We start from the raw sequence: 21,116 nt of genomic DNA, 5'->3' as shown, positions 1-21,116 counted from the left end.
CAGAAATTCAGTCAGGATAGAAACGTCCACACCGCCGACACCAACAACAGCAACGGCAAAGTAACCGACTATAATGAAGTCCTGGCCAATGAAACCGGTCTGGCCTACATATATAAAGTAAATGACGCGCTGGAACTGGCCGGCGTGTTCAAGACTTTCTGGGGCTTGACCTATGAAAAAAATACAGAAGTCGAAAATGGAGATGATTATACCGAGACAGTCTCCATTCAGCCGGTAAATTCTTACGGCTTTGCCGCCAGCTACAAAGTCACTAACGAATGGGAGCTGCAGGGTTACGGTAATTTCCTGCGCAATTACAGGAACAGCCTGACCAGCGGTCTGACCGGCGCTGAAGAAAAAGGCTACGATGTGACACAGCTCGGCGCCAATGTACAGTACAGCCCGTCTTTCCTGAACGGCGGCACGGTATTGCTGGGCAGCTATGTCACCAGACTGGTCAGCGAGGACAAAAATGTCGGCAATGTGTTTGACATCACCAATACTTCGCTGTCCTACTCGCACGCTTTCTAAAACAAGCGTAACTTAAGAGTGAAATCCCAGGGGCTGCCGTAAGGCAGCCTCTGGCTTTAGGAAAAATTTTTTCATACCGCCAAAGCGGCAAGAATAATTTTCAGAGTCCGCTCTAATTCCGCCGGCGTGTGCCGCGCGGAAATAAAATCCGCTTCAAATTGTGCCGGTGAAAAATAAACTCCCGCGCGCCGTAATTTATGATAAAACCGCGCAAATTTCTTGACATCGCTGGTTTGCGCCGAGCGGTAATCCCGTACTTTGGCCGTGGTGAAAAAAAGTGTGAACATCGTGCCGAAACAATTCAGCTGTACATTTGGCGGCAGACGCCGGGATAATTCCGTAAAAAAATATTCCGCGTTTTTCCGCAGAGTTTGGTGTGTTCGCGGCTTTTGCAGCTCCCGTAGTGTGGCCAGACCGGCGGCCATAGCCAGCGGATTGCCGGAAAGCGTGCCGGCCTGATAGACAGGGCCAGCTGGCGCGACCAGAGACATTAATTCTGCTTTGCCGCCATAGGCCGCCGCCGGCAGACCGCCGCCGATGATCTTGCCCAGACAGGTCAGATCGGGCGTCACGCCAAAATAATTTTGCGCGCCGCCCCAGCTCAGGCGAAAACCGGTGATCACTTCGTCAAAGATCAACACGGTTTTTTGCGCGGCGGTCAACTCTCTTAAAAAAGCCAGATAACCAGCTTCCGGCAAGATCACACCCATATTGGCCGGCGCGGGCTCAACGATCAGCGCGGCGATCTTATTTTTGTGCCGCGCAAAAATTTTCTCCATAGCCGAGCGGTCATTGAACGGCGCGCGCAAAATTTCCGGATGCTCGGCGTGGCCGTGATACCCGCCTTCCAGCATGACGATCTTGCGGCGGCCGGTATAATAACGCGCCAGTTTGAGCGCGCTCATTGTCGCTTCGGTGCCGGAGCTGACAAAGCGGACTTTTTCCAGAGAGGGAATAGCCGAAATAAGCAGTCTGGCCAATTGAGTCTCCAGCTCTGTCGGCGCGCCGAAAGACAGGCCGTCCGCCAAAGTCCGCCGCACCGCCCGGATCACTGCCGGAGGATTATGTCCCAAAATATGTACGCCCCAGGACAAACAAAAATCTAAATATTTACGGCCGTCAATGTCGGACAAATAAGCGCCCGCGCCGCGCTGGATAAAAGGCGGAGTTCCACCGATGGATCGAAAAGAACGCACAGGGCTGTTTACGCCGCCGGCCAGATAGCGTTTAGCCGCCGCAAAAGCTCTGGCTGACCGGCTCATAACAAATGCTCCGCAAAAGTTTGAGCATAGTAAGTGATCAGCCAATCGGCGCCGGCTCTTTTGACCGCTGTCAGTATCTCTCTGGCGGTCTGGATTTCGTCACAATATCCAGCCTGCGCGGCGGCCTTGAGTAGCATATATTCGCCGGAAGTGTGATAGGCCGCCAGCGGTATTTGCGGAAATTGCGTTCTGACCCGCTGAATAATATCAAGATAAGTGTGCGCCGGTTTGACCATGACTATATTCGCGCCTTCTTCTATATCCGCCGCCACTTCCGGCAAGACCTGACTGATGTTGCGGTAATCCATTTGGTAATTGCGCCGGTCGCCAAAAGCGGGAGCGGACTGCGCCGCTTCACGAAAAGGACTGTAGAGGCTGGAAGCATATTTGACCGAATAACCCATAATTTTCGTTTTGGCGCAGCCGGCCTTATCCAATGCCGCGCGGAGCGCGCCGACTTGCCCGTCCAGCATGGCTGACGGAGCGACAATATCCGCGCCGGCGCGCGCGTGCGATACAGCCATAGCCGCCAGCAAAGGCAGGGTCTCGTCATTGAGCACGCTCTGGCCGTCCAGCAGCCCGCAATGGCCGTGATCCGTGTACGCGCAGAGGCAAATATCGGTTATGACTGTCAGCGCCGGATAGGTGTTTTTAATTGCTGCGATCGCGCGCGCGAGCAAGTTTCCTTGAGCATAGGCCTGACTGCCGCGCGCGTCCTTATGCTCTTTTTCCAGCACGCCAAACAACAGTATCTTGTCCACGCCAACCGCGGTCAGACGCGCCAATTCTTTTAATAATTCGTCTATAGAAAAATGCCAGACTCCGGCCAGAGATTTTAACGCGCGTTTTATTCCCGCGCCATTTACCACAAAATAAGGCTGTACAAAATCTTTGGCCGACAAATGAACTTCCGCGTATTTATCGCGGACAGTTTGGTCAAGGCGGTATGCTCTAAATCTCTTAAATCCTGACATGGCTTCCCGCAGTCCGTCCGACGATTAAAATCAGCGGAGTTTTTATTTTTAAATGTTTTAATTCCTGAAGCGTAGTTTTGATTATACACTGCTCTGGCAAGTAAGCGTTGGACACGCAGATCGCTGGAGCGCGCGGTGGCAGACTGGAACGCAGTAATTTGGCGGACACCGCGGCCAGAGTTGTTCCGGCCATATAGTAAACCAGTGTGTCCGCCGCCGGAACTTTTATTTTACGCGCCGGATGACCGGAGAGCAGCGCCACGCTGGCAGACTGTCCGCGTTTGGTCAAAGGAATTTGCGCCAGAGCCGCGGCGGCGGACGCGGCCGTAATGCCGGGCACAACATCCACCGCGGCCAGACGCCGTTGCAAATATTCCAGTTCCTCGCCGCCCCGTCCAAAAATAAAAGGGTCGCCGCCTTTTAAGCGCGCCACATTCGATCCAGCCTTGACCGCCTGATACAATTTTTCATTCAGTGCCTCCTGCGCGCAAGTCTGATGCCCCTTACGTTTGCCAGCGTAAATTTTTCGCGCGGTATAATCTTTAACTATTTCCCGCGCCAGATCATCATAAAAAATAATGTCCGCCCGCCGCAGATAAATATCCGCCTGTCTGGTCAGCAGTAGCGGATCGCCAGGCCCGGCGCCGATCAGAGCCGCGCGGCCCCAAGCGCGGCGCGTGTCCAAAGGCTGGAATATTTTTAGCAAATCCCGGCGGTCAGCGCGCGTCGTCACCGCCAAATGCCCCTGCAGTGGATGCGTAGGGAAAGGCAGTAGCTCCGCAATGCGTCCGGCTAAACCCAGCCGCTGTAGCGCGCAAACCGCGACAACGATCGCCGCCATTTGGCCGCCGTCCACTTTTTGCAGACGCTCGCCGATATTACCGCGCAGGGAAACGATACGCAGATCCGGGCGGCGGGCTAACAACTCCTGCCGGCGCAAAGGAGAGCTGGTGCCGACTGCCGCGCCGCGTGGCAATTTGCGCAAAGGTAAATTATTTTGGCTCACCAGCGCGTCGCGTTGATCCCCGGCTGGCAGCAGCGCCGCTACGGTCAGGCCGTCCGGCAAAGGATATGGCAGATCTTTGGCGGAATGTACAGCCGCGTCTGCCTGGCCGCGCAGGATAATCTCGTCCAGCTCTCTGGTAAAAATATCCGGAGGCGGCGCGTCCAGCAGAGAAATATTTTTGTGCTTGTCGCCATAGCTGGTAGCGGCCAGCAGACGATATTTTACGCCGGGCAGGAAACTGAAAACTTCCTCCACTTGTTTCAGAGCTAGCGGACTATTACGGGAAGCAATTACTAATCTAACCATAAAATTTAACCAGTTCTTCCTGAATAATTTTCTCTGCCGCCGCTATCTCCGCGGCGCGATTATTTTGCTTGGCGCGGATAATTTTTTCAATATCCTCATTGTTGTACAAAGTGATGTTGGGCAGCCGGCCAATAGCCGGATCAATATCTCTGGGCACGGCCAGATCAAAAATAATTACCGGCTGTCTGGCGGCAAACTGCTCCGCCTGCAGGATCAAATGCGGCGCGGCGGTCGCGGAAATAATAATATCTGACCGCGCGGCCAGCCGCGGCAGAGCAGCTAGTCTAAACGCCTGACAATTCAATTCTCTGCTCCACGCTAAGGCTTTGGTATAAGAACGATTGGCCAGAAAAATAGTTTTAGCGCCGCGCCGGACTAAATATTTCACGACAGTCTTATTTAGATTATTAACGCCGATAACTAAAATGCGCGAGCGGCTCAAGTCTATTTTTAAATCAACGATCGCTTCCAGCACAGTTTGGCCGCGCGACATCGCGCCGCGGGAAAGAGCGGTCTCGGTACGCACTCTCTTGCCTACGCGCAGAGCGTTTTGGAATAGGCGATGCATTTCTGCGGGCAAGCCGCGCGCCTGCGCCGCCAAATAAGCCCGCTTGACCTGTCCCTGAATAGCGGTCTCGCCGAGCAAAGCTGATTCCAGTCCGGCTGTTACGCGGAATAAATGTCCGGCCGTGTCTGGATGCGCCGCGCCGGAGCCTTCGTACAATTCCACACGGTCGCAGGTGAATAACGTGACATAATGTTTCGAGTCGGGCTGCAAGATCCGCAGATAATCCTCGCGTTGTTCTAGACTAAATTGCAGATCGCGGCCTTTGCAGATAATCATCGGGTCTTAAAATTATCCTTTCTGAAAAATTTTACCGATCTTCTCCCGCCAGGCCAGACTGCGGCGCACATTCCGTCCGTCGGAAAATACCGCGGCGCTCATGATCCCCCGTTTGTAGATCGCGGGAGAAATAAAATCCGAATATTGCGGAGCATCACAGACATTAACTAAAATATTCCGGCGGCGCGCGTCCACGGCGATTTGCTTATTTAATTTCCGGTCATTAGTGCAGGCATAGACCAAAGCATAGCCAGCCAGATCCGCCGGCGCGTAAGTTTTTTTTAGTTTTTTATACCGCGTCGGAAATTTTATCTCTGGCGCCAGCAGCGTGATCCGTGCCTGATACTTTTTTAAGGCGCGGATCTTTTGCGCCGTTGCCGCGCCCGCGCCCACGATCAGAATTTTTTTGTTTTTAAGATTTAGGCCGACCGGCAGAAACATAATTTTAAGCCTTGCGCACGATCAGTTTGAACTGTGTGTCCTGTGGCGTGACCCGCACTATAGTATGTCCTTCGTCTTTAAGACTGCGCGGCACATTGAGCAGCGGTTCGCCTTCATCCAGCAGCACTTCCAAATATTCGCCGGATTGGATTTGCGCCAGAGCCGCTTTGGTTTTGACAAAATTTAAAGGGCAGGTCACGCCGCTTAGATCAAGACTTTTACTAATTGGAAAATCCATCTAACAGCTCCTCGCGCACTCGCGCCAAACCGAGGCGGTCAATAGTCTGGCCAAAACGCTCACGCTTGCGGCCGTTTTGCCGGTAATATTCCACTATCTTTTTGATTAATATATAAACTGTTTCCAGGTCGGTCAGCAGGCCGGTCAGTTTATCGCCCAAACGCTGCTGTTTGCCCATCGTGCCGCCGATGGTCAGCAGATACCCCTCGGCTTTGCGCCGCCAGCTGTTTTGCGGACACAGCGCGGTGCAGATAGAACAATAAAGACACTTTTCCTCGTTCAGCGTAAATTTCGCGCCGTCCTGAACAATGGCCTGCGTCGGACAGACGCTCACACATAGACCGCAGCGCGTGCAATTTTCCGGCTGCCATTCCGGCCGAATGCCGCCCATAATGCCGACGTCGTTTTCCGAAGCCTTGGCGCAGTTGTGCGGACAACCCGTCACGCCAAATTTAAATTTATGCGGCGTGTCCTGTCCGAAATATTCCGCGTCGAGCCGGCGGGCGATAGATTTGGTGTCAATAATGCCCCATTTGCAGATATCCTTGCCCTGACAGGCTACCACCACTCTGATGCGCGGGCCGCAGGCGCCCATTTTGAGTCCGGCATCTTCCAGTGCCTGCCGTGCCTCCAGAACTTTGTCCGCCGGCACGTAAGGTATCTCTATACCTTGCCGCGTAGAAAGATGAACAGCGTCGCGGCCGTATTTGCTGGCGATCTCCGCTACCGTCCGCAGATCGGCGGAATTGGTGTTGCCGCCGGCCAGCCGCAAACGCAGCACAAAATATTCCTTGTCGCGCTGCTGTATCGTGCCGACTTTTTTTAACTCCGCGGTGTCAAGCTCCGGCATGGATTTCCTCCTCGCTCACCGCGCCCTGCCGGATGCGAAAAGCTTTGATAACCGGCGGCTCCAGCAGTGAATAGATCACATACAAAATATGGGGATCATAGGCCAGACGAATATCTTCCGGTGAAGGACGCGCCGGACTGGCCGGGTGGGTGTGCGCCACCGCGAGGATCTGCAGCCCTCTCTGCCGCGCGTCCTTAGCCACCGCGAACTGTTCCTGCGGGTCAAGCGAAAAATGCTCGGCGCTCTGATCGGTATTGGTCATCGGATAGTATTTAGCGGCCACGCCGTCCCGCCCGACCAGATAGCCGCAGGCTTCCAGCGGCGCTTCGGCAAAACCATGCGCGTAAATTTCTTCGATTAATTTTCGGCCAATAGTCAGCATCGGGTCAGCCTTTTTTAGGTTTCAACTCGCAGACCGGCTGTTCTTCATCCTGGAGTTCCGTGATAGACGGCTGCCGGCCGCAGAGCGGACAATTTTCATTGCGCTTAATTTTTACCGTGCGGTAATTCATCGTCAGCGCGTCAAAGACCAAAAGTTTGTCCGTCAACAATTCTCCGGCGCCGGTCAGATATTTTAAGGCCTCCGCCGCCTGGATCGTGCCCAGCATACCGGCCACCGCGCCCAGCACGCCGGCCTGCGCGCAGGTCGGCACCAGATCTTTGGGCGGCGGCGCGTTAAAAACACAGCGGTAGCAGGCCGTGCCTGGCAAATGTGTCATGGTCTGGCCGTCAAAACGCAGTATGCCGCCGTGTGAAAAAGGCTTGCCGGCCAGCACGCAGGCATCGTTAATTAGAAATTTGGCCGGAAAATTATCCGTACCGTCAATAATAAAATCATAATCCTGAATCAAGTCTAAAATATTTTGCGCGCGCGCCAGAGTATGATACGTTTTTACTTTAACTTCCGGGTTGATCTGTGCGATTTTTTCCTGAGCGGAAAGAACTTTCGGTTTGCCAATATCCGGCGTGAAATGAATGACCTGCCTTTGCAGATTGGTGCGGTCGACCACATCGCCATCGACCAGACCGATAACACCCACGCCCGCCGCCGCCAGATAGAGAGCCGCTGGCGCGCCCAGGCCGCCCGTGCCGATGATCAATACTTTGCCGGCGCAAATTTTTTCCTGTCCCTCAATGCCGACATTTTTTAAAATAATATGCCGGCTGTAACGCTCGAGCTGTTCGTCCGTAAAATTCATGCCGCCTCCAATGCCTGCTGTAAATCTTCCTGCAAATCCGCCAAATCTTCAATACCGACCGCCAGCCGGATCAGGGTTTCCGGCACGCCCATCGCGGTTTTTTGCTCCGCGCTGTATTCGCTGAAAATCGTCGAAGCCGGATGAATGATCAGCGTTTTGTTGTCGTTGAGATTGGTGGCGCGGCGGATCAGTTTAAGCTGGTTTAGAAATCTAAAACATTTCTCCCGCGACTCCAGCTCAAAAGTCAAAAGCGCGCCCGCGCCGTTGGGAAATTGTTTTTGCGCCAGCGCAAAAGATGGTGAATCCGCCAGTCCGGGATAATTGATCCGGCGTACCTGCGGCTGCGTCTGTAAAAACTCCGCCAGAGCCAGCGTGTTGGCGCAGGAAAGTTTGGCGCGCAAGACCAAAGTTTCCAGTCCCACGCTTTGCAGATAGGCGTTGTGCGGCGAGAGAATATTGCCGAGGTCGCGGCAGACGCGCGTTTTCAAAACCTGCAGCAGCGCGTACGGACCAAACCTGGCGGCCTGCTCCGCTAGATGCGGATTGTGACGGTAGTCATAGACGCCGTAATCCAGGATCAAACCGCCCAGCGAAGTCGCGCCGCCGGAAATATATTTGGTGCTGGACAAAATCTCCAGCTGCACGCCAAATTTCCCGGCGTCAAAAAGATACGGCGGAGTAAGCGTTGTGTCCGCGATCAGCAGAATTTTTTTCTTTTGGGCAATCTCCGCCAGACCGGCGATATCCGCCACTTCCAGCTGCGGATTGGTGATGGTTTCCAGGAACAGCGCGCGCGTCCGCGCATCGACAGCGTGTTCCGTCTGGCGCAGATCGGTCAGGTCTGTATAGCGGGTTTCCAGTCCCCACTGTTTCAAGGTGGTGGCGAACAAAGAATAAGTGTTGCCAAAAATATGCCGCGTCGTAACGATGTTGTCGCCCTGTCCGGCTATGGTCAGGAACAAAGCGGAAAGCGCCGCCATGCCGGAAGCCACGGCGGTCACGCCCTGCGCGCCAGAAAAATTTTTGACCTTCTGCTCAAAATGCTCGACAGTCGGATTGGAGATCCGCGAGTAAGTGTGCGCCGGTTTGCGGCCGCGAAAGGACGCTTCCAATTCCTCGGCGGTGTCCGCCGCAAAAGCCACGCTATCATAGACCGGCATATGCAGAGCGTTATGCGCGTCCTTTTTTAAAAACCTGGTGTGAATACTTTTAGTGGCAAAGCCGCTCATCGTCCGCTCCGCCGCCCATAAAGTAAAGAAAATCCACCGCGTCGTTTTCTTTTAGCCGCGCCCGCGCCAGATCCGCGCGCTGGACAAATTCGCCGTTGAGCTGCACGGAGACCATATCGGGAGCTTCGACTTTCCGGGCGGTCAAAAGTTCCGCCACAGTTAAATTATCCTGCTCTATTTTTTCCGCCGCGCCGTTGATAATAATATTCATTGTTGTTTTTACCCCTAACTATATTAATCATATTTAATTAGTAGTGTTTGGGAGTATATGCCAAGAAATACGGAGTGTCAAATTTGGCTGCGCTAACCTAATGATGGTAAAGCATATACAAAATTTGTAACCGCATAAAGCAAAAACTCCTGCATTTTCACGCCTATCATCTGCCATCAAGTAATTCTTCTAGCTTAGCTGTTAAAATTATTTTTTCATTGCTGCCGATTGTTTTAAATCTAATCAACGGAATATTTGCTTCGTTCAATAATTTATTTTTTATAGCGTCACGCTCGCGCTGAGTCTTGGCGGCTTCGTTGTTGGCATTATGAAAAGCCCACCCATCAACTTCTAGCGCAAGCAGCGGCTGTTTGGATGTTTTGCGAAAAATTACAAAATCTACTCTGGTCCAATCGTTCTGCGCATACTCTTTTTCACGACCCTCTAGCCGTTTTGTATCAACGAGCAACTTCAACGGATATTCCAACACTGTGCCGAGATTGGTAAAATTATTTTCTTTATAAATTGCGCTTATTAATTCTAACATCCAATCTTCGGCCAGCGATGAACCTTTGCGCGCCTTTTTGACCTTACGCTTGTAATGGCTTGAATACAGGTTGTCAAAGATAGATCTTATCTCACTGCTTACTACTTCATAATTATTATATTTAATATAATCAATTAGTTCGTCAATACCGGTATGCGTAGAGCTTTCATTTCCATTTGTGACTACAATAAGTTTCCGCCTGGCGCGAGAAATGGCTACATTTAATCGATTCGGATTGCTGGCAAAATCGCTAATTTTGTTATCCACCGTGTTTATTATAATGGTTTCTCTTTCACGACCCTGGAATTTATCGACTGTTGCGGCAAGCACATTACTCCCGGTTAACGCGGTGCTTAATGCCTGCGCTTGATTTCTATATGGTGTAACGATCCCCACGGTTCCGTCAAGCAGATCCAATCCTTCTTTCGGCACAACTTCCTGCAAAGTAACATCGATTTGTCTTTGATTGATATGATTTTCCCGCGCATGATTTCCTTTTACTGTTGTGTAAATTTTCAGTGGGGGCTGCGTATCCTTAATTTCTGGCGTCAAGATAATCAGCTGGTTGTCATAAAACATTTTATTGCAAAAACCAATAATCTTCGGGTGGCAGCGATAATGTTCACGTAGTAATTGGCTTGGAATTTGATCGCCGAATAAATCTGTAATAGCAGACAGCGCGCTATGTTTAGAAAACATGTATTTTTCCGAAAGGTTAAATTGTGAAAAAATTTTGCGATCTTTTAATTTAGCCTCAGCATCTAGAACATTTGGCAGTTGTTTTTTATCGCCGACAACAACGGCGTTTTTCGCACAGGACAACACAAGCACAAAAGTTGCTAAATCAACTTGTGACGCCTCGTCCACAATCGCATAATCATATACATAATTATTTGATAAATTGCTACGTAATGAATATGTTGTACTTAACACTACCGGATAATCTTCTATGAATTTCTCCGAATTTTTCCATAAGTCGTCCAGCGCGTAATTAGATTTTCTGGGTTTTTCTAAGTATTTTTTAGCAATATACGCTCGAAAAATTTTCATAGATAAATCAGCGTGGCGACTTATTTTCTCGTCTACATTATTACTTAAAAGACCATTTTCAAGGTTTTCAATCGTCTGTTCCAATTCGTCAATCTTCGCCTTGTAGTACGATTTTTGCAGCGCCGCAATTATAGTTGATAGATTTTGTTTATAAAAACTATTTATTTTAATGCCACAAAAGAAATATGCCCCTATTTTGTCAAACAACGACAAGGCGCTCTTTTTCTTTCCAGCCTTATACCACAAATCAAGCAATTTGCCCGGGCCAGCTGGCTTTCTAAAAGTCGGAATTTTCATATTGAGATAATTATCTTTGCAATAGATTAGAAAATGCTTTGACTCAGTAAGAATAGAATCGAGTTCTGTTTGTAAAAGCGCCAGCTGGTTTTTTTTCGCCAAGACAGCATCTATTTCGTGCGCCAATCTGTTTAACTCATCGTCTATTTTTTGCATATTGCAATATTCCAGTTTCCAGGAACGCAACTTTTCTTCCGGCGGCACGCACTGGCCATGCACAAACGCTTGCTTGTTTTTCATACTTCCAAGTCGTGCGGCAAGGCAATCGACACCCTGGGTTTGCAGTTTCTCATATATGTTGTCTGTTGCAGAGTTGTTGCTCGACACGACGGCGACTGTCTTCTCGTTTTTGATGATGTTAGCAATCAAATTTAGAATAGTTTGTGTTTTACCGGTGCCGGGCGGACCCTCAATAACGCTCAGCCGATGGTTCATTGCGTTTTCTGTCGCAAGTTTTTGCGATTCATTAAATCCAAACGGAAAGATGTTTTGACGCTCATTACGATATTCATTATCTGGTATCTCGCCAATAAGAAAATTCGCCAGCAGTGTATCTTCGCGAATAAAGCTAATTCTCTCATAATATGACCCAAGAATATTTTTGCCTTCTTCGGTGTCTAAACTGATTGCGCGGGCAATGGACTTGAAATAATCAAATTTGGTTTTGGCGCCGGTATTGCTAAGGCAAGAATGTACCAATTTTAATAAATGTTTTTTAACCAATTTTTCAAAACCAGTCTTGTATAATAATTTGGAATAATCGTCATAATCATCAATTTGTCTTACACCACTTTGCACTTTGCCAGCAATTAGCACAAGACAATCTTGTGTATTAACAGATTGTTTCTTTTGCCGAATTTGAACATTTGCGGGCGAATATGTGAATTTTCTGCTGTTTGTTAGGAAGCAAACTTCATACATTCCATTCGTCAGCCGGTGGATTGAACGAATTTTATTCGTGCAATCTTTTCCTTTAAGAATATAAATTGCATTTTTATTCAGCATTACTTCTGTACAGCCTTTTGTCTGAATGCTTTCTAAATATAATTATAACATTTCTAATCTTGATTTCACGCAAAGCCAAGATGGTTGGTTGCGTTACCTAACGGGCGGCTCTCTTTGTCAAACGGTATTGACCCGGGCAAATTTATGTTATGCTTGCAAACGAAAGTCCCGACATTGAGGCGAGCATGGCGGCGTGTTACATCAACCGCGACAGGTAGTTTCCGGAAAGCAAGCAAAACTTGGTGGGACTGGAAAGAGACCGAAGTATGAGCAAGTACACCCCGTTATGGGAATATGTCCAAAAGGACGGCAGGCCGTCTTTCAAACTGACCTTCGCCGGGATCCAGGAGATTACGGGAATCCCGATCGATCATTCTTTTCTGACGTTCAAAAAGGAGCTCGCGGCGTACGGTTATCAGGTCGGGAAAATCTCGCTGAAAGAAAAGCACATCACCTTCAATAAGATGTGTAAATAAGCTGGTAATGCTCTGGCTATGAAAACATCTGCAAAATCGTGCCTGTCCCTTTGTCAGAATAAAAAAGCGCTTGACAACTTAAACAATTCCATATATCATACTATTCAGATATGATAAATATTATAAAAACAAAGGAGTAAAAATATGGCGGACAAGAAAAAGAAATTATCGATAATTGTTTTTAGCGGGGACTATGATAAGGCTTTTGCCGCGTTCACGATAGCGTCCGGCGCGGCGGCTCTGGATTATGAAGTGAATTTATTTTTCACATTTTTTGGCCTGGATATTATTAAGAGAAAACGCGGGCGGCATTTCTTGGGCAAAGGTTTTCGCGCCCGTTTTTTCAATTTCCTGCTGGGCGGCCGGAACAATCTGCCTCTTTCCCGCCTGAATTTTGCGGGATTGAGCCCGTTGCTGCTCGGCAATCTGGCCAAGAAACGCAATGTGGCCGGAGTTGATGAGTTGATCGACGCCTCAATAAAACTGGGCGTGAATTTTTACGCCTGCGAGACGGCCGGGGTGATCCTCGCTCTGCAAAAGGACGATTTTATCCCGGAAGTCAAAAAAGTGATCGGCATCGGTTCGTTTTTAGAATTGCAGGAGGGCGGCACGACGCTGTTTATTTAGGCTATGCTGACACAGTATTTGGATATTACCAAAGAGCATTGCCCGATGACTTTTGTGAAAACGAAGTTTGCCTTGAGCCGGTTGCGCGAGGGCGATATTCTGGAAGTGCGGCTGACTGCCGGCGAGCCGCTGGACAATGTGCCGCGCGCGGCGCGCGAGCAGGGTTATAAAGTTTTGGGCGTTGAGCAGATCGACGCGGTCGTGCATAAGGTTATAATAAAGAAGTGAGAGTATAAAAAAAACGAAATCTTTTTTTGAAACTTGCGATATATAAGCGCTAAAAGACATATCGAGCAGACCTCTGCAGATAAATAAAAAAACAGAGGTTGCGTTATGTTGAAAAAAATCATTGCGGATTTAGTTACTGAGTTGCGGGAAAAAACTAAACCGCAAAATCCTGTAGCAGAATTTTCTATTCCGGAAATTCTGGCCAAAAATGTCAGCCTGGAAAATAAACTGGAATTTTTACGCGGGCAGCTGGCCGGCGGCGAAGCCGAGGAGATCACAGTGTTTGGACATGTCCGCCAGCTTTACGCTGATTATACGGCGCAGGGTAAGCAGCTGGATTTTCTCCTCGAGTATGAAAAATGGTTCGCTCGGCGTTTTGGCAATACGCATACTCAGGACACGCTGACGGCGGATTTTTCCCACACGGCGTTCAACAGCCTGATCGCGCTGATCCACAAGGCGCTGCGCGCCGATCCAGAAAATTATGTGGTGCTGCCGGTGGGGCAGGGCACCTCCGGCGCGCTGGAGCGTCTGCATAAAATACTGGGGCTGGACATTGCGCCGGCTGTTTTGGAGCGCGTGTCCGGCGCGGAGCGGGCGCGCCTGCTGGAATTAAAAAAACAGATCAATAGATTTTCCGAGCAAAAAAACCGCTGGGAAGCGCAGTACAAAAAAGCCAGGGACAAATGGCTGCTGGCCGAGATCGATGCGCTGGACGAAGGTCTGGCCGCCGTCTATAAATTGCTCGAAGAGTGGCTGGAGAAGTTTATTCCAGACCAAAACCGGCCGGTGGTTTTGATCACCGGGCAGGAGCATCACGGTAACACGCTGCCGTATGACGGTACGCTGGCGGATAAAATTATTGTGCCGTTCGTGTCCGGCACGGTGGATATTGATCTGGCGCATTATGAAAAACTTTTGCAGGACTTGCGCGCACAGGGACGGAAGATCATTGTGTCTTTTTCCGCGGCGTCCAATGTGACCGGACATTTGACGGATATTCAGGCTACCGCGGCGCTGGCCAAAAAATACGGCGCGCTGACGATCTACGATCATGCCGCGTCGCTGGCTTATGAGCCGATAGACCTGAGCCCGCGTACCGAGGATGGACGGCCGCTGATCGACGCGGTGGTCGCTTCGCCGCACAAGCTGCCCGGCGGCCCGGGTAGCACTGGACTGCTGGTGTTCAACAAAGCTATTTATCCCGCGCAGCTGCATCCCACCAACAAAGCCGGCGGCACGGTTTGGCATGTTTCGCTCTGGGACGTGGAGTATTCGCGCGATATTTTGGAACGCGAGCTGTCCGGCACGCCCAACGGCATTGGCGTGCTGCGGCTGGGATTGGCCATAGACCTGACCTACAATGTTATCGGTTTTGCCAATATTCAAAAGATCGAGCGCAAATTATCCGAGCCGCTGTTCGATTATCTGCGCGGCGATCCCGGGATTATTCTCTACGGTGATCAGGAATTGGAAAAAAGGGCGCCGATTTTTTCTTTTAATATCCGGCACGATATTCCGCAGGGCGCTGGCGTGCTGCATCCCAAATTTGTCGCCAGAGTATTGAGCGATCTTTTTGGTATTCAGACGCGGCCGGGCTGCTCCTGCGCCGGCGAGTATGGACATTATCTTTTGGAGATCAGCGAAAAGGCTTCCCGCCTGATGCAGGACAAAGTGTGCGCAAATGTTTTTGCCGGCAAGCCGGGCTGGGTGCGCCTCAATCCGCATTGGCTCTTCACGCCGGAACAGATGAGTTATATCGTCGAGGCCTTAAAACTGCTCTCCGCGCACGGCCACAAACTACTTGCTCTATATGAGCTGGACAGGGACGGCGGCTATCGTTTCAAAACCGCTTTCCAGGTCGCGGAATATATTGATGTGAATGTGACCGACGCGGAAAATGTCGGCGCGGCGCAGGCGGCCTGGGTTTTCAGTCAAAGGCAGTTATTAAATGCGCAGCCTAAACCAGCCGGCAGTAAATACGCTTACCGCCGCGCCTTGCTGGATCAGCTGGAAAACGCTGAGGTTTTTTTGAACGCTCTGCCGGACAATACAGACAGACTGCGGACTTTGAATCTCGAGGAACACGGCGCGCCGCTGCCCTTGCTGTATGAAAACCTGACGCCGGGATTTCAAGATAGGCTTGATGAGCTTGAGCGCCGGCAATTTGCCACGCCGCCAGCTGTAACGCTGGCCAGCGCCGCGAGCAATTATTGAATAACTCCGTCTTTTAATTCCAGCGTCTGACTGCCGATTTTGGCCAGCGCGGGATTATGCGTTACCAGGATGATCGTGAGGTTTTGTTTTTGGTTTAATTCCAGTAGTAAATTTTTGATCTCTTCAGAACGCCGGCTGTCCAGATTGCCGGTCGGCTCATCAGCTATCAGCACAGACGGATTATTAATTAGCGCTCTGGCTATAGCTGTTCTCTGCATCTCGCCGCCGGAAAGCTGGCCGGGCCGATGCTCGGCTCTTTTCTCCAGGCCTAACAACTGCAAAACTTCAGCCAGCCTGGCGGAGCTGGCGCGCAGTCCGGGCTGAAATACAGCGGGCAGCAAAATATTTTCTTTGACCGTCAGTGTCGGCAGGAGAAAAAACTTCTGGAACACATAGCCGAAAATACTCCGGCGGATTTTAGTTAATTCTGTTTCCGCTAATTTCAGATTGTTCTGAAAAATAATTTTGCCATTTATGCTTAAAGAGCCGGCGGTTGGATTGTCGAGACAGCCCAGCACATTGACCAGCGTGGTTTTGCCGGAGCCGGACGCGCCGGTGACCGCGGCTATTTCGCCGCGTTCAATAGCAAAACTGGCGTTGTGCAGAGCGTGGATTTTTTCCGCGCCGCGCGTGTAGACCCTGGTCAGGTTTTTTGCTGTGATGAATGTCATTTATTCTGCGCTCCTGATACTGTCCAGCGGGCGTATCGCCGCCGCCCGCAGGGACGGATACACACCGCCGGCCAGACCGACCAGAGTTATGGAGAAGAAAGCAAAAATTATCGTCGGCCAGCTGATAATAATCAAACTGCCGTTCGGCGCGAAAGGCAGGAGATAGCGGATCACCATTTCTGAAAAGCGGGAGAAGAGACAGGCCAAAATAATTCCAGATAAACTGCCCAGCGCGCAGAGCAGAGTAGTCTCGATAAGGATCATTTGGAACACGTCTTGGGGCAGCGCGCCCAGACTTTTCAAAATGCCGATCTCCTGAAACCGCTCGAACACGGACATCAGCACGGTGTTCAGCACGCCAAACATGGCGATCAAAAAAGCGATAAAAGCGATGGACAGAACTATGACTTTGGCGCTGGCGACCAGACTTAAAATAGTGCTCTTGACCTGCGCCATGGACACGACCTGCACGTCAGGCAGGGCATACAGCTCTTCCTCAAAAGCGCTTTGATCGGCCTCCTGTTTTAGCCGCAGACCGAGCATTGTCAATTGTCCCTCTTTGTGGAAAATCTTTTGCGCGGCTTTAAGCGGCAGGAAGATCATGCCGTCATCCTGCGTGCCGGTGCGTTTCAAGACGCCGGTTACTTTGAATTCCTGCGTGCTGCCGGGCAGCAGCATTGCGTCGCCAGCCTCGCGCTGCTCCAGCTCCGCGGCCTCGTAGCCCAGCACAATTTCCGCCGCGCTGTCCGCGCTGAACCATTCGCCCTGATTAAATTGCAGGTAGGGCTTCAGGGTCGGATAAGTCTGCGGATCGATGCCCAGATAAACGATCGTGCCGCCGTTCTCGCCTTTATTGGGGTCAAACTCCGCGTGCATCAGCATGTCTGTGGCCGAAGCCACTTCCGCGCGCTCCGCCACATCCCGCACCAGCGCTTCCGGCATATAGCGCAGGCCGGTGCCGCCTTTGAGCATCAACGTGGCCGCTTCATAAGGGCAGCCTTTGGCGGTCAGGACGATCTGAAAACCCATGCCCTCGATATTTTCATTGAGCGACTGCTCATAGCCTTTGTTGAAACCAAGCAGCGTTACCAGCACCCAGGTCGAAAGCATGATGCCGGCGAGCGTAAACAGCGTGCGCGTCTTGCGGCGCAGCAGATTTTTGTAAGCGACCTGAAAAATATTCATGGCTGGCTCCTTTGCGGCGGAGAAGTTCTCTCCTTGTTATTGAACACGAAAATGTCCATTAAAATTAAATTTTTCTTGACCGCGCGCAGGGTGGCTAAAAAATCCGCCGCGTCTGCCGGACTGGGGTTTTTAATGGCCTGCGCTTTGGTGCTGCCGCCGGAGCCGGTCTGCACATCGTAATTTAGAAAATCCTGGAGCGACAGCCCACTGAATTGCGCGGAAAATTCCGGAGAGCGCAGTTCTTGAGCCTGGCGGGACGTGAGTTTCTGATAATAAAAATGTTTAATAATGCCCTGTGTGTCATACGCCAGGAAGACCTGTAAGCCTCCGTAGCGGCCTTTTTGATTGATGCCGTGCACGTAGCCGATAATTTTTTCGCCCTGATAGAGTGTGTATAGTGTGTAAGGGACATCGATAGTTTCGTACAGTCCGGAAAATTTATCACCCAGCCGTGTTTCCACTTCGCGCAAGGTTTTCTCACCGCCCAGTTTTTCCAGCGAGAGATAAGCGGTTTGGTAAGTGATGCGGGGCCGCAGCGAAGTGTAATAAGTGCCGATGCGCAAAATATCCCGATCGGGATCGTTAAGATCGCAGCCGACCGCCGCCGGAGCCAAGCCGATCAGTAAAATTAACAGCCAAAATATTTTTGACACGAGTTGCTCCTTAAATATTAAAAATAAGCGTAGGCCTGCGCCGCCACTTTATATTCATTTATTTTGGTTTCCAGTTCATACAGCAGGCGTCCGGTTAACTCCGGCGTGAAACGGTAGGCCGCGCCCGCGCCCAGCCAGTAATTTTCCACAAGATTTATTTTAGTGTACACATACTGGCCTTCCAGCTTGAGCCGGTTTTCTGCCAGTAAATTAACACCCAGCCGGTAAAATCCCGCCAGCGCCGGCCAGCCGGCCCGCGAGCCGTTGTCGAGTTCCAGTTTGTGTTCAAGATTGTCAATATTGTAAGCGGCGTCCAGCGCGGCCAGCTCTATTTTTTCCAATTCCAGATCCGGCCTGTCTCCCATGCTGTCCATTGTCCGGCCAGCCAAAATTGACAGACCTATGGTGTAGTTGTCATAACTCAGCGTTCCGCGCGACATTCTGCCGGTGAACAGCCAGTTCCCGTCCGCGCGCAGCGGCATTCCCGAGCCGGAAGTCAGGCCGGCCTGCCAGCCGCCGTCAACCGTGTCTATATTCCAGCCGGCGCCCCAGTCGCGGTCAAAGCCAAAGCCGTGCATCGGCAGAGGCTGCAGCAGATCGCCGTGCGTATCCCAGTAACTGGCCAGACCAAAAGCCGCGCGGTTGTGCCCCAGCCAGACATCGCCGTAAGGAGTTTTGCTTTTCCAGTAGGCATTGTAAATTTGTAGCTCTGCCGCCGCTTTGTCCGCGTTGTAGGCCGCGCGGATCTGCAGCGCCGCCGCGCCGGTGTCGCTGTAAGCGCCGGAAAATTTTTGGAGATAATCAAACCCGATCGAATTTAACTGCATGGTGTCGTCCGCGCGGCCGGAGCGATACACGACTTTATTTCCCGCGGCAGAATAACCGGCCACGCCCTGAATTTCCGTGTAAAACAAACTGGCGTCTGCGGCAGCCAGACTACCCAGGATCATGAACAGCAATCCGATTTTGCGCATGACTTTTTTAGACTTTTAACAAAATAACGCCGCTGTATATTTCCTGACCGTCTTCCTGAAAAGACAAAACAATTTCCCATTCGCCGCGCATGACCAGATCGACCGGAAAGAGATAATCGCCCAAACGGTTGGTTTTAATTGGCGTCGGCGGGGACGCATGATGTCCGCGCATCGACGGCATATCGTAACTGCCCAGTATAGTTAAATTGCTGGAGCGCTGTTCAGACAACTGGCTTTGCTTGTCATAAACCAGTATTTTTAAAACCGCCGGGCCCATTTGTGGTTTTTGCGGAAACTCGTACTGAAAAGAATAGCGGTCATTGATCGCGGTTTTTTTGCCAGCGGCCAAAATCGGCCCGGACATCTGGTCTTGCGGTTTGTCACCGCGCGCCAGCCCCAGACAGCTCAAACCTATTAGCAGAACCGCTCCCCAAATTATTTTTTTCATTTTTTGCTCCTTTCTAAACTTGAATACCCCCATAGGGTATACCAGGAAAAACCATTTGTCAAGTGCCCCCAGGGGGTATATAATAAATTCATGGCTAAAACCAACCACTGCCACCCCAGCCACGCCGGCCAGATCGCGCGTTTAAACCGGATCAGCGGCCAGCTGGACGGCGTGAAAAAAATGATCACCGACAGGCGTTACTGCCCGGAGATACTGATCCAGCTCAAAGCTGTACGTTCGGCGCTGCGCTCAGTCGAAAGCAATATCCTCCAGAGCCATTTAGAGTCCTGTGTGGCCGAGTCTTTCGCCGACCGGCGGGAACGCGCCAAAAAAATCGAAGAGATCAAAACTCTTCTCGATAAATTTCAAAGCTGAGCACCGAAACTATAACTCTAAAGAAACGCAAAGGCTGTCATTTAGACAGCCCTTGTTTTTCCTGAAGAGGTTTTTGACCCCGTTGAGAGTGCCGCTTTTTTTAAAGAGCGTGCGAATAAGAAACCAGCGTGGTTGTCGCGTCGAGCGAAAAACCATTGTCGGCGCTTACAATTTTAGTGTTGAAAAAGCCGAACAATATAGAGCCGCCGTTAAAAAACGTAGGCGTCCATTGCGCATTGCCGCCTTTTTGCGTGAAATCAAAACCTTTGTTCCACGTGTCGGGCGTCAAGTTTATATCATTCCAGGCCGCCCGGTAACCTTTGGTATGCGTGCCGTAAGCCTGCAGCTCGATTTCTGGAGTCAATTTGTAGGAGGCGGCCAGACCATATGTGCTGTTGGGTAGAGTGCTCGTTTCCACTGACGTATCAGTCCCGCCTTTGCTGTAATCTATATCACGGTCATAGCTGGTGCCGGCGGTGGCTTTGTAACTGGCGGCGATCTCCAGCGCGTCGTTTACGCTGTAAACATAGCCCAGCGCGGTTTCGGCCGGCACATCTTCATTTTGACTGCCTTCTACCACCACGGATCCGCTGTGGTCTCGATTGCTTATATTATCGTTTCTCTGCGAAGCAAATTTATGCGATACAGAAATCTTGTGTCCAGGCAATACAGCATAAATGCCGCCGACAGCCAAAGTGAGATAACTATCAGAATTAAGTTTGTAGGCGGCTGTCAGAGGTTTTCCGGCTTTTTTGGACTCGGCAACTTCCTGATTTTTATGATATATGTTAACCGCTAATTCCGTGCCAAGGCTCAAGCCATTGCCGAGATCTTTGCCATAAACCGCGGAAATACTCTCTACAGTTTCAGTGAAAGTGAACGAAAGTTTTTGGTTTTTTATACCAAGAGATGTTTCCGCAAGATCCGTGGTCTTCAGGTCAACGGAATAAAAAATATTGCCGATATTATTGTAACGAACAGAATACCAATCACTATCACTGATGCTGCCAGTGTAGGATAAGAATTTAGTTGCCGCGCCGAAATCGGACGGGGCAAGGTCTTTGCCCGTTGTGAAATCGTTTCCATACAGTCCGTTGGGCGCGTTTTTATTTTGCTCGCTCTGGCTTACCGCGTTGGTCAGCAAAGTGCCGCCCTCGACAGCGGTTTTTTTATTGACCGCGATGACCGCCGGGTTGCCGCCCAGAGCGGGATTATTTCGCGCATTCACATCATTGGTGTCCAGAGTTCCAGCATAACCTATGGCCGCCAGCG

24 protein-coding genes are annotated in these 21,116 nt (G+C 50.7%); 6 read left to right on the top strand and 18 right to left on the bottom strand.

What is annotated here, in order from left to right:
- On the top strand, positions 1–531 hold a 531-nt coding region (locus LBJ25_07310), incomplete at its 5' end, for a hypothetical protein (GenBank protein MDR1453761.1).
- A 71-nt stretch (positions 532–602) separates the two neighbouring features.
- Here the strand turns inward: LBJ25_07310 and LBJ25_07305 are convergent.
- The 12 genes from LBJ25_07305 to LBJ25_07250 form a co-directional block, all read right to left on the bottom strand.
- Positions 603–1,793: a glutamate-1-semialdehyde 2,1-aminomutase gene (locus tag LBJ25_07305; protein MDR1453760.1), complete on the bottom strand. Its 1,191-nt coding sequence runs from the start codon at positions 1,791–1,793 to the stop codon at positions 603–605.
- Positions 1,790–2,767 carry a porphobilinogen synthase gene (gene hemB / locus LBJ25_07300; GenBank protein ID MDR1453759.1) on the bottom strand — a complete coding sequence of 326 codons (978 nt, stop codon included), beginning with the start codon at positions 2,765–2,767 and terminating at the stop codon, positions 1,790–1,792. Before hemB ends, LBJ25_07305 begins: the two co-directional genes overlap by 4 nt.
- On the bottom strand, positions 2,754–4,079 hold the full coding sequence (gene cobA / locus LBJ25_07295; protein MDR1453758.1) for a uroporphyrinogen-III C-methyltransferase: 1,326 nt from the start codon (positions 4,077–4,079) through the stop codon (positions 2,754–2,756). Before cobA ends, hemB begins: the two co-directional genes overlap by 14 nt.
- Entirely contained in the window at positions 4,072–4,923 is an 852-nt protein-coding gene (locus LBJ25_07290) for a hypothetical protein (GenBank protein MDR1453757.1), read from the bottom strand. Before LBJ25_07290 ends, cobA begins: the two co-directional genes overlap by 8 nt.
- Positions 4,924–4,935: 12 nt before the next feature.
- Positions 4,936–5,364 (bottom strand): NAD(P)-dependent oxidoreductase, encoded by a 429-nt coding sequence (locus LBJ25_07285; protein ID MDR1453756.1) that lies wholly within the window; start codon positions 5,362–5,364, stop codon positions 4,936–4,938.
- A gap of 4 nt (positions 5,365–5,368) precedes the next feature.
- Complete coding sequence (locus LBJ25_07280; protein ID MDR1453755.1) at positions 5,369–5,602, bottom strand: sulfurtransferase TusA family protein; 234 nt, start codon at positions 5,600–5,602, stop codon at positions 5,369–5,371.
- Positions 5,586–6,452 (bottom strand): 4Fe-4S binding protein, encoded by an 867-nt coding sequence (locus LBJ25_07275; protein MDR1453754.1) that lies wholly within the window; start codon positions 6,450–6,452, stop codon positions 5,586–5,588. The genes LBJ25_07280 and LBJ25_07275 overlap by 17 nt, the downstream gene beginning before the upstream one ends.
- Complete coding sequence (locus tag LBJ25_07270) at positions 6,439–6,834, bottom strand: M67 family metallopeptidase (GenBank protein MDR1453753.1); 396 nt, start codon at positions 6,832–6,834, stop codon at positions 6,439–6,441. Before LBJ25_07270 ends, LBJ25_07275 begins: the two co-directional genes overlap by 14 nt.
- Before the next feature lie 4 nt (positions 6,835–6,838).
- Positions 6,839–7,651 carry a molybdopterin-synthase adenylyltransferase MoeB gene (gene moeB, locus LBJ25_07265; protein MDR1453752.1) on the bottom strand — a complete coding sequence of 271 codons (813 nt, stop codon included), beginning with the start codon at positions 7,649–7,651 and terminating at the stop codon, positions 6,839–6,841.
- Positions 7,648–8,880, bottom strand: a complete 1,233-nt coding sequence (locus LBJ25_07260; protein MDR1453751.1) for an aminotransferase class I/II-fold pyridoxal phosphate-dependent enzyme — start codon at positions 8,878–8,880, stop codon at positions 7,648–7,650. Before LBJ25_07260 ends, moeB begins: the two co-directional genes overlap by 4 nt.
- Positions 8,861–9,091, bottom strand: a complete 231-nt coding sequence (thiS, locus tag LBJ25_07255) for a sulfur carrier protein ThiS (GenBank protein ID MDR1453750.1) — start codon at positions 9,089–9,091, stop codon at positions 8,861–8,863. The genes LBJ25_07260 and thiS overlap by 20 nt, the downstream gene beginning before the upstream one ends.
- 166 nt (positions 9,092–9,257) lie before the next feature.
- A complete protein-coding gene (locus LBJ25_07250; GenBank protein MDR1453749.1) occupies positions 9,258–11,990 on the bottom strand; it encodes an AAA family ATPase in 2,733 nt (910 codons plus the stop codon).
- 266 nt (positions 11,991–12,256) lie between these two features.
- Between LBJ25_07250 and LBJ25_07245 the strand changes: the two genes are divergently transcribed.
- The 4 genes from LBJ25_07245 (at position 12,257) to LBJ25_07230 (ending at position 15,538) form a co-directional block, all read left to right on the top strand.
- Positions 12,257–12,466 carry a hypothetical protein gene (locus LBJ25_07245; protein ID MDR1453748.1) on the top strand — a complete coding sequence of 70 codons (210 nt, stop codon included), beginning with the start codon at positions 12,257–12,259 and terminating at the stop codon, positions 12,464–12,466.
- Positions 12,467–12,610: 144 nt separating this feature from the next.
- Entirely contained in the window at positions 12,611–13,093 is a 483-nt protein-coding gene (locus tag LBJ25_07240) for a DsrE/DsrF/DrsH-like family protein (protein MDR1453747.1), read from the top strand.
- 3 nt (positions 13,094–13,096) lie between these two features.
- A complete protein-coding gene (locus LBJ25_07235; GenBank protein ID MDR1453746.1) occupies positions 13,097–13,321 on the top strand; it encodes a sulfurtransferase TusA family protein in 225 nt (74 codons plus the stop codon).
- Positions 13,322–13,426: 105 nt separating this feature from the next.
- Positions 13,427–15,538: an aminotransferase class V-fold PLP-dependent enzyme gene (locus LBJ25_07230; GenBank protein MDR1453745.1), complete on the top strand. Its 2,112-nt coding sequence runs from the start codon at positions 13,427–13,429 to the stop codon at positions 15,536–15,538.
- Here LBJ25_07230 and LBJ25_07225 read toward each other — a convergent pair.
- From LBJ25_07225 to LBJ25_07205, 5 genes are read right to left on the bottom strand one after another with little or no spacing between them, the layout of a single operon-like run.
- Positions 15,532–16,209 carry an ABC transporter ATP-binding protein gene (locus LBJ25_07225; protein ID MDR1453744.1) on the bottom strand — a complete coding sequence of 226 codons (678 nt, stop codon included), beginning with the start codon at positions 16,207–16,209 and terminating at the stop codon, positions 15,532–15,534. The two genes, LBJ25_07230 and LBJ25_07225, sit on opposite strands and share 7 nt — an antisense overlap.
- The gene (locus LBJ25_07220; protein ID MDR1453743.1) at positions 16,210–17,394 is read right to left on the bottom strand and encodes an ABC transporter permease; all 1,185 of its coding nucleotides are present in this window, start codon (positions 17,392–17,394) and stop codon (positions 16,210–16,212) included.
- The gene (locus tag LBJ25_07215; GenBank protein ID MDR1453742.1) at positions 17,391–18,047 is read right to left on the bottom strand and encodes a hypothetical protein; all 657 of its coding nucleotides are present in this window, start codon (positions 18,045–18,047) and stop codon (positions 17,391–17,393) included. The genes LBJ25_07220 and LBJ25_07215 overlap by 4 nt, the downstream gene beginning before the upstream one ends.
- A 17-nt stretch (positions 18,048–18,064) precedes the next feature.
- On the bottom strand, positions 18,065–19,021 hold the full coding sequence (locus LBJ25_07210; protein ID MDR1453741.1) for a hypothetical protein: 957 nt from the start codon (positions 19,019–19,021) through the stop codon (positions 18,065–18,067).
- 7 nt (positions 19,022–19,028) lie between these two features.
- Positions 19,029–19,469: a hypothetical protein gene (locus LBJ25_07205; GenBank protein ID MDR1453740.1), complete on the bottom strand. Its 441-nt coding sequence runs from the start codon at positions 19,467–19,469 to the stop codon at positions 19,029–19,031.
- Between the two features lie 90 nt (positions 19,470–19,559).
- Between LBJ25_07205 and LBJ25_07200 the strand changes: the two genes are divergently transcribed.
- A complete protein-coding gene (locus LBJ25_07200; GenBank protein ID MDR1453739.1) occupies positions 19,560–19,844 on the top strand; it encodes a metal-sensitive transcriptional regulator in 285 nt (94 codons plus the stop codon).
- A gap of 100 nt (positions 19,845–19,944) precedes the next feature.
- On the opposite strand, the gene LBJ25_07195 is transcribed toward LBJ25_07200, so the two are convergent.
- Positions 19,945–21,116 (bottom strand): hypothetical protein (locus LBJ25_07195; GenBank protein ID MDR1453738.1); only part of this gene is annotated, 1,172 nt, incomplete at its 5' end.

It is taken from the genome of Candidatus Margulisiibacteriota bacterium (assembly GCA_031268855.1).
GTDB lineage: Bacteria > Margulisbacteria > Termititenacia > Termititenacales > Termititenacaceae > Termititenax.
Note: the sequence above shows the minus strand (reverse complement) of the source record. Positions and strands in the feature narration are given on the sequence as shown.

Coding starts and splice junctions, on each gene's coding strand:
- moeB (MDR1453752.1), bottom strand. CDS start 7,651: ATGAATTTTACGGACGAACAGCTCGAGCGTTACAGCCGGCATATTATT.
- LBJ25_07235 (MDR1453746.1), top strand. CDS start 13,097: ATGCTGACACAGTATTTGGATATTACCAAAGAGCATTGCCCGATGACT.
- LBJ25_07280 (MDR1453755.1), bottom strand. CDS start 5,602: ATGGATTTTCCAATTAGTAAAAGTCTTGATCTAAGCGGCGTGACCTGC.
- LBJ25_07260 (MDR1453751.1), bottom strand. CDS start 8,880: ATGAGCGGCTTTGCCACTAAAAGTATTCACACCAGGTTTTTAAAAAAG.
- LBJ25_07240 (MDR1453747.1), top strand. CDS start 12,611: ATGGCGGACAAGAAAAAGAAATTATCGATAATTGTTTTTAGCGGGGAC.
- LBJ25_07200 (MDR1453739.1), top strand. CDS start 19,560: ATGGCTAAAACCAACCACTGCCACCCCAGCCACGCCGGCCAGATCGCG.
- LBJ25_07270 (MDR1453753.1), bottom strand. CDS start 6,834: ATGCTGACTATTGGCCGAAAATTAATCGAAGAAATTTACGCGCATGGT.
- LBJ25_07285 (MDR1453756.1), bottom strand. CDS start 5,364: ATGTTTCTGCCGGTCGGCCTAAATCTTAAAAACAAAAAAATTCTGATC.
- LBJ25_07290 (MDR1453757.1), bottom strand. CDS start 4,923: ATGATTATCTGCAAAGGCCGCGATCTGCAATTTAGTCTAGAACAACGC.
- LBJ25_07210 (MDR1453741.1), bottom strand. CDS start 19,021: ATGCGCAAAATCGGATTGCTGTTCATGATCCTGGGTAGTCTGGCTGCC.
- LBJ25_07250 (MDR1453749.1), bottom strand. CDS start 11,990: ATGCTGAATAAAAATGCAATTTATATTCTTAAAGGAAAAGATTGCACG.
- thiS (MDR1453750.1), bottom strand. CDS start 9,091: ATGAATATTATTATCAACGGCGCGGCGGAAAAAATAGAGCAGGATAAT.
- LBJ25_07305 (MDR1453760.1), bottom strand. CDS start 1,793: ATGAGCCGGTCAGCCAGAGCTTTTGCGGCGGCTAAACGCTATCTGGCC.
- LBJ25_07245 (MDR1453748.1), top strand. CDS start 12,257: ATGAGCAAGTACACCCCGTTATGGGAATATGTCCAAAAGGACGGCAGG.
- LBJ25_07220 (MDR1453743.1), bottom strand. CDS start 17,394: ATGAATATTTTTCAGGTCGCTTACAAAAATCTGCTGCGCCGCAAGACG.
- hemB (MDR1453759.1), bottom strand. CDS start 2,767: ATGTCAGGATTTAAGAGATTTAGAGCATACCGCCTTGACCAAACTGTC.
- cobA (MDR1453758.1), bottom strand. CDS start 4,079: ATGGTTAGATTAGTAATTGCTTCCCGTAATAGTCCGCTAGCTCTGAAA.
- LBJ25_07275 (MDR1453754.1), bottom strand. CDS start 6,452: ATGCCGGAGCTTGACACCGCGGAGTTAAAAAAAGTCGGCACGATACAG.
- LBJ25_07205 (MDR1453740.1), bottom strand. CDS start 19,469: ATGAAAAAAATAATTTGGGGAGCGGTTCTGCTAATAGGTTTGAGCTGT.
- LBJ25_07225 (MDR1453744.1), bottom strand. CDS start 16,209: ATGACATTCATCACAGCAAAAAACCTGACCAGGGTCTACACGCGCGGC.
- LBJ25_07230 (MDR1453745.1), top strand. CDS start 13,427: ATGTTGAAAAAAATCATTGCGGATTTAGTTACTGAGTTGCGGGAAAAA.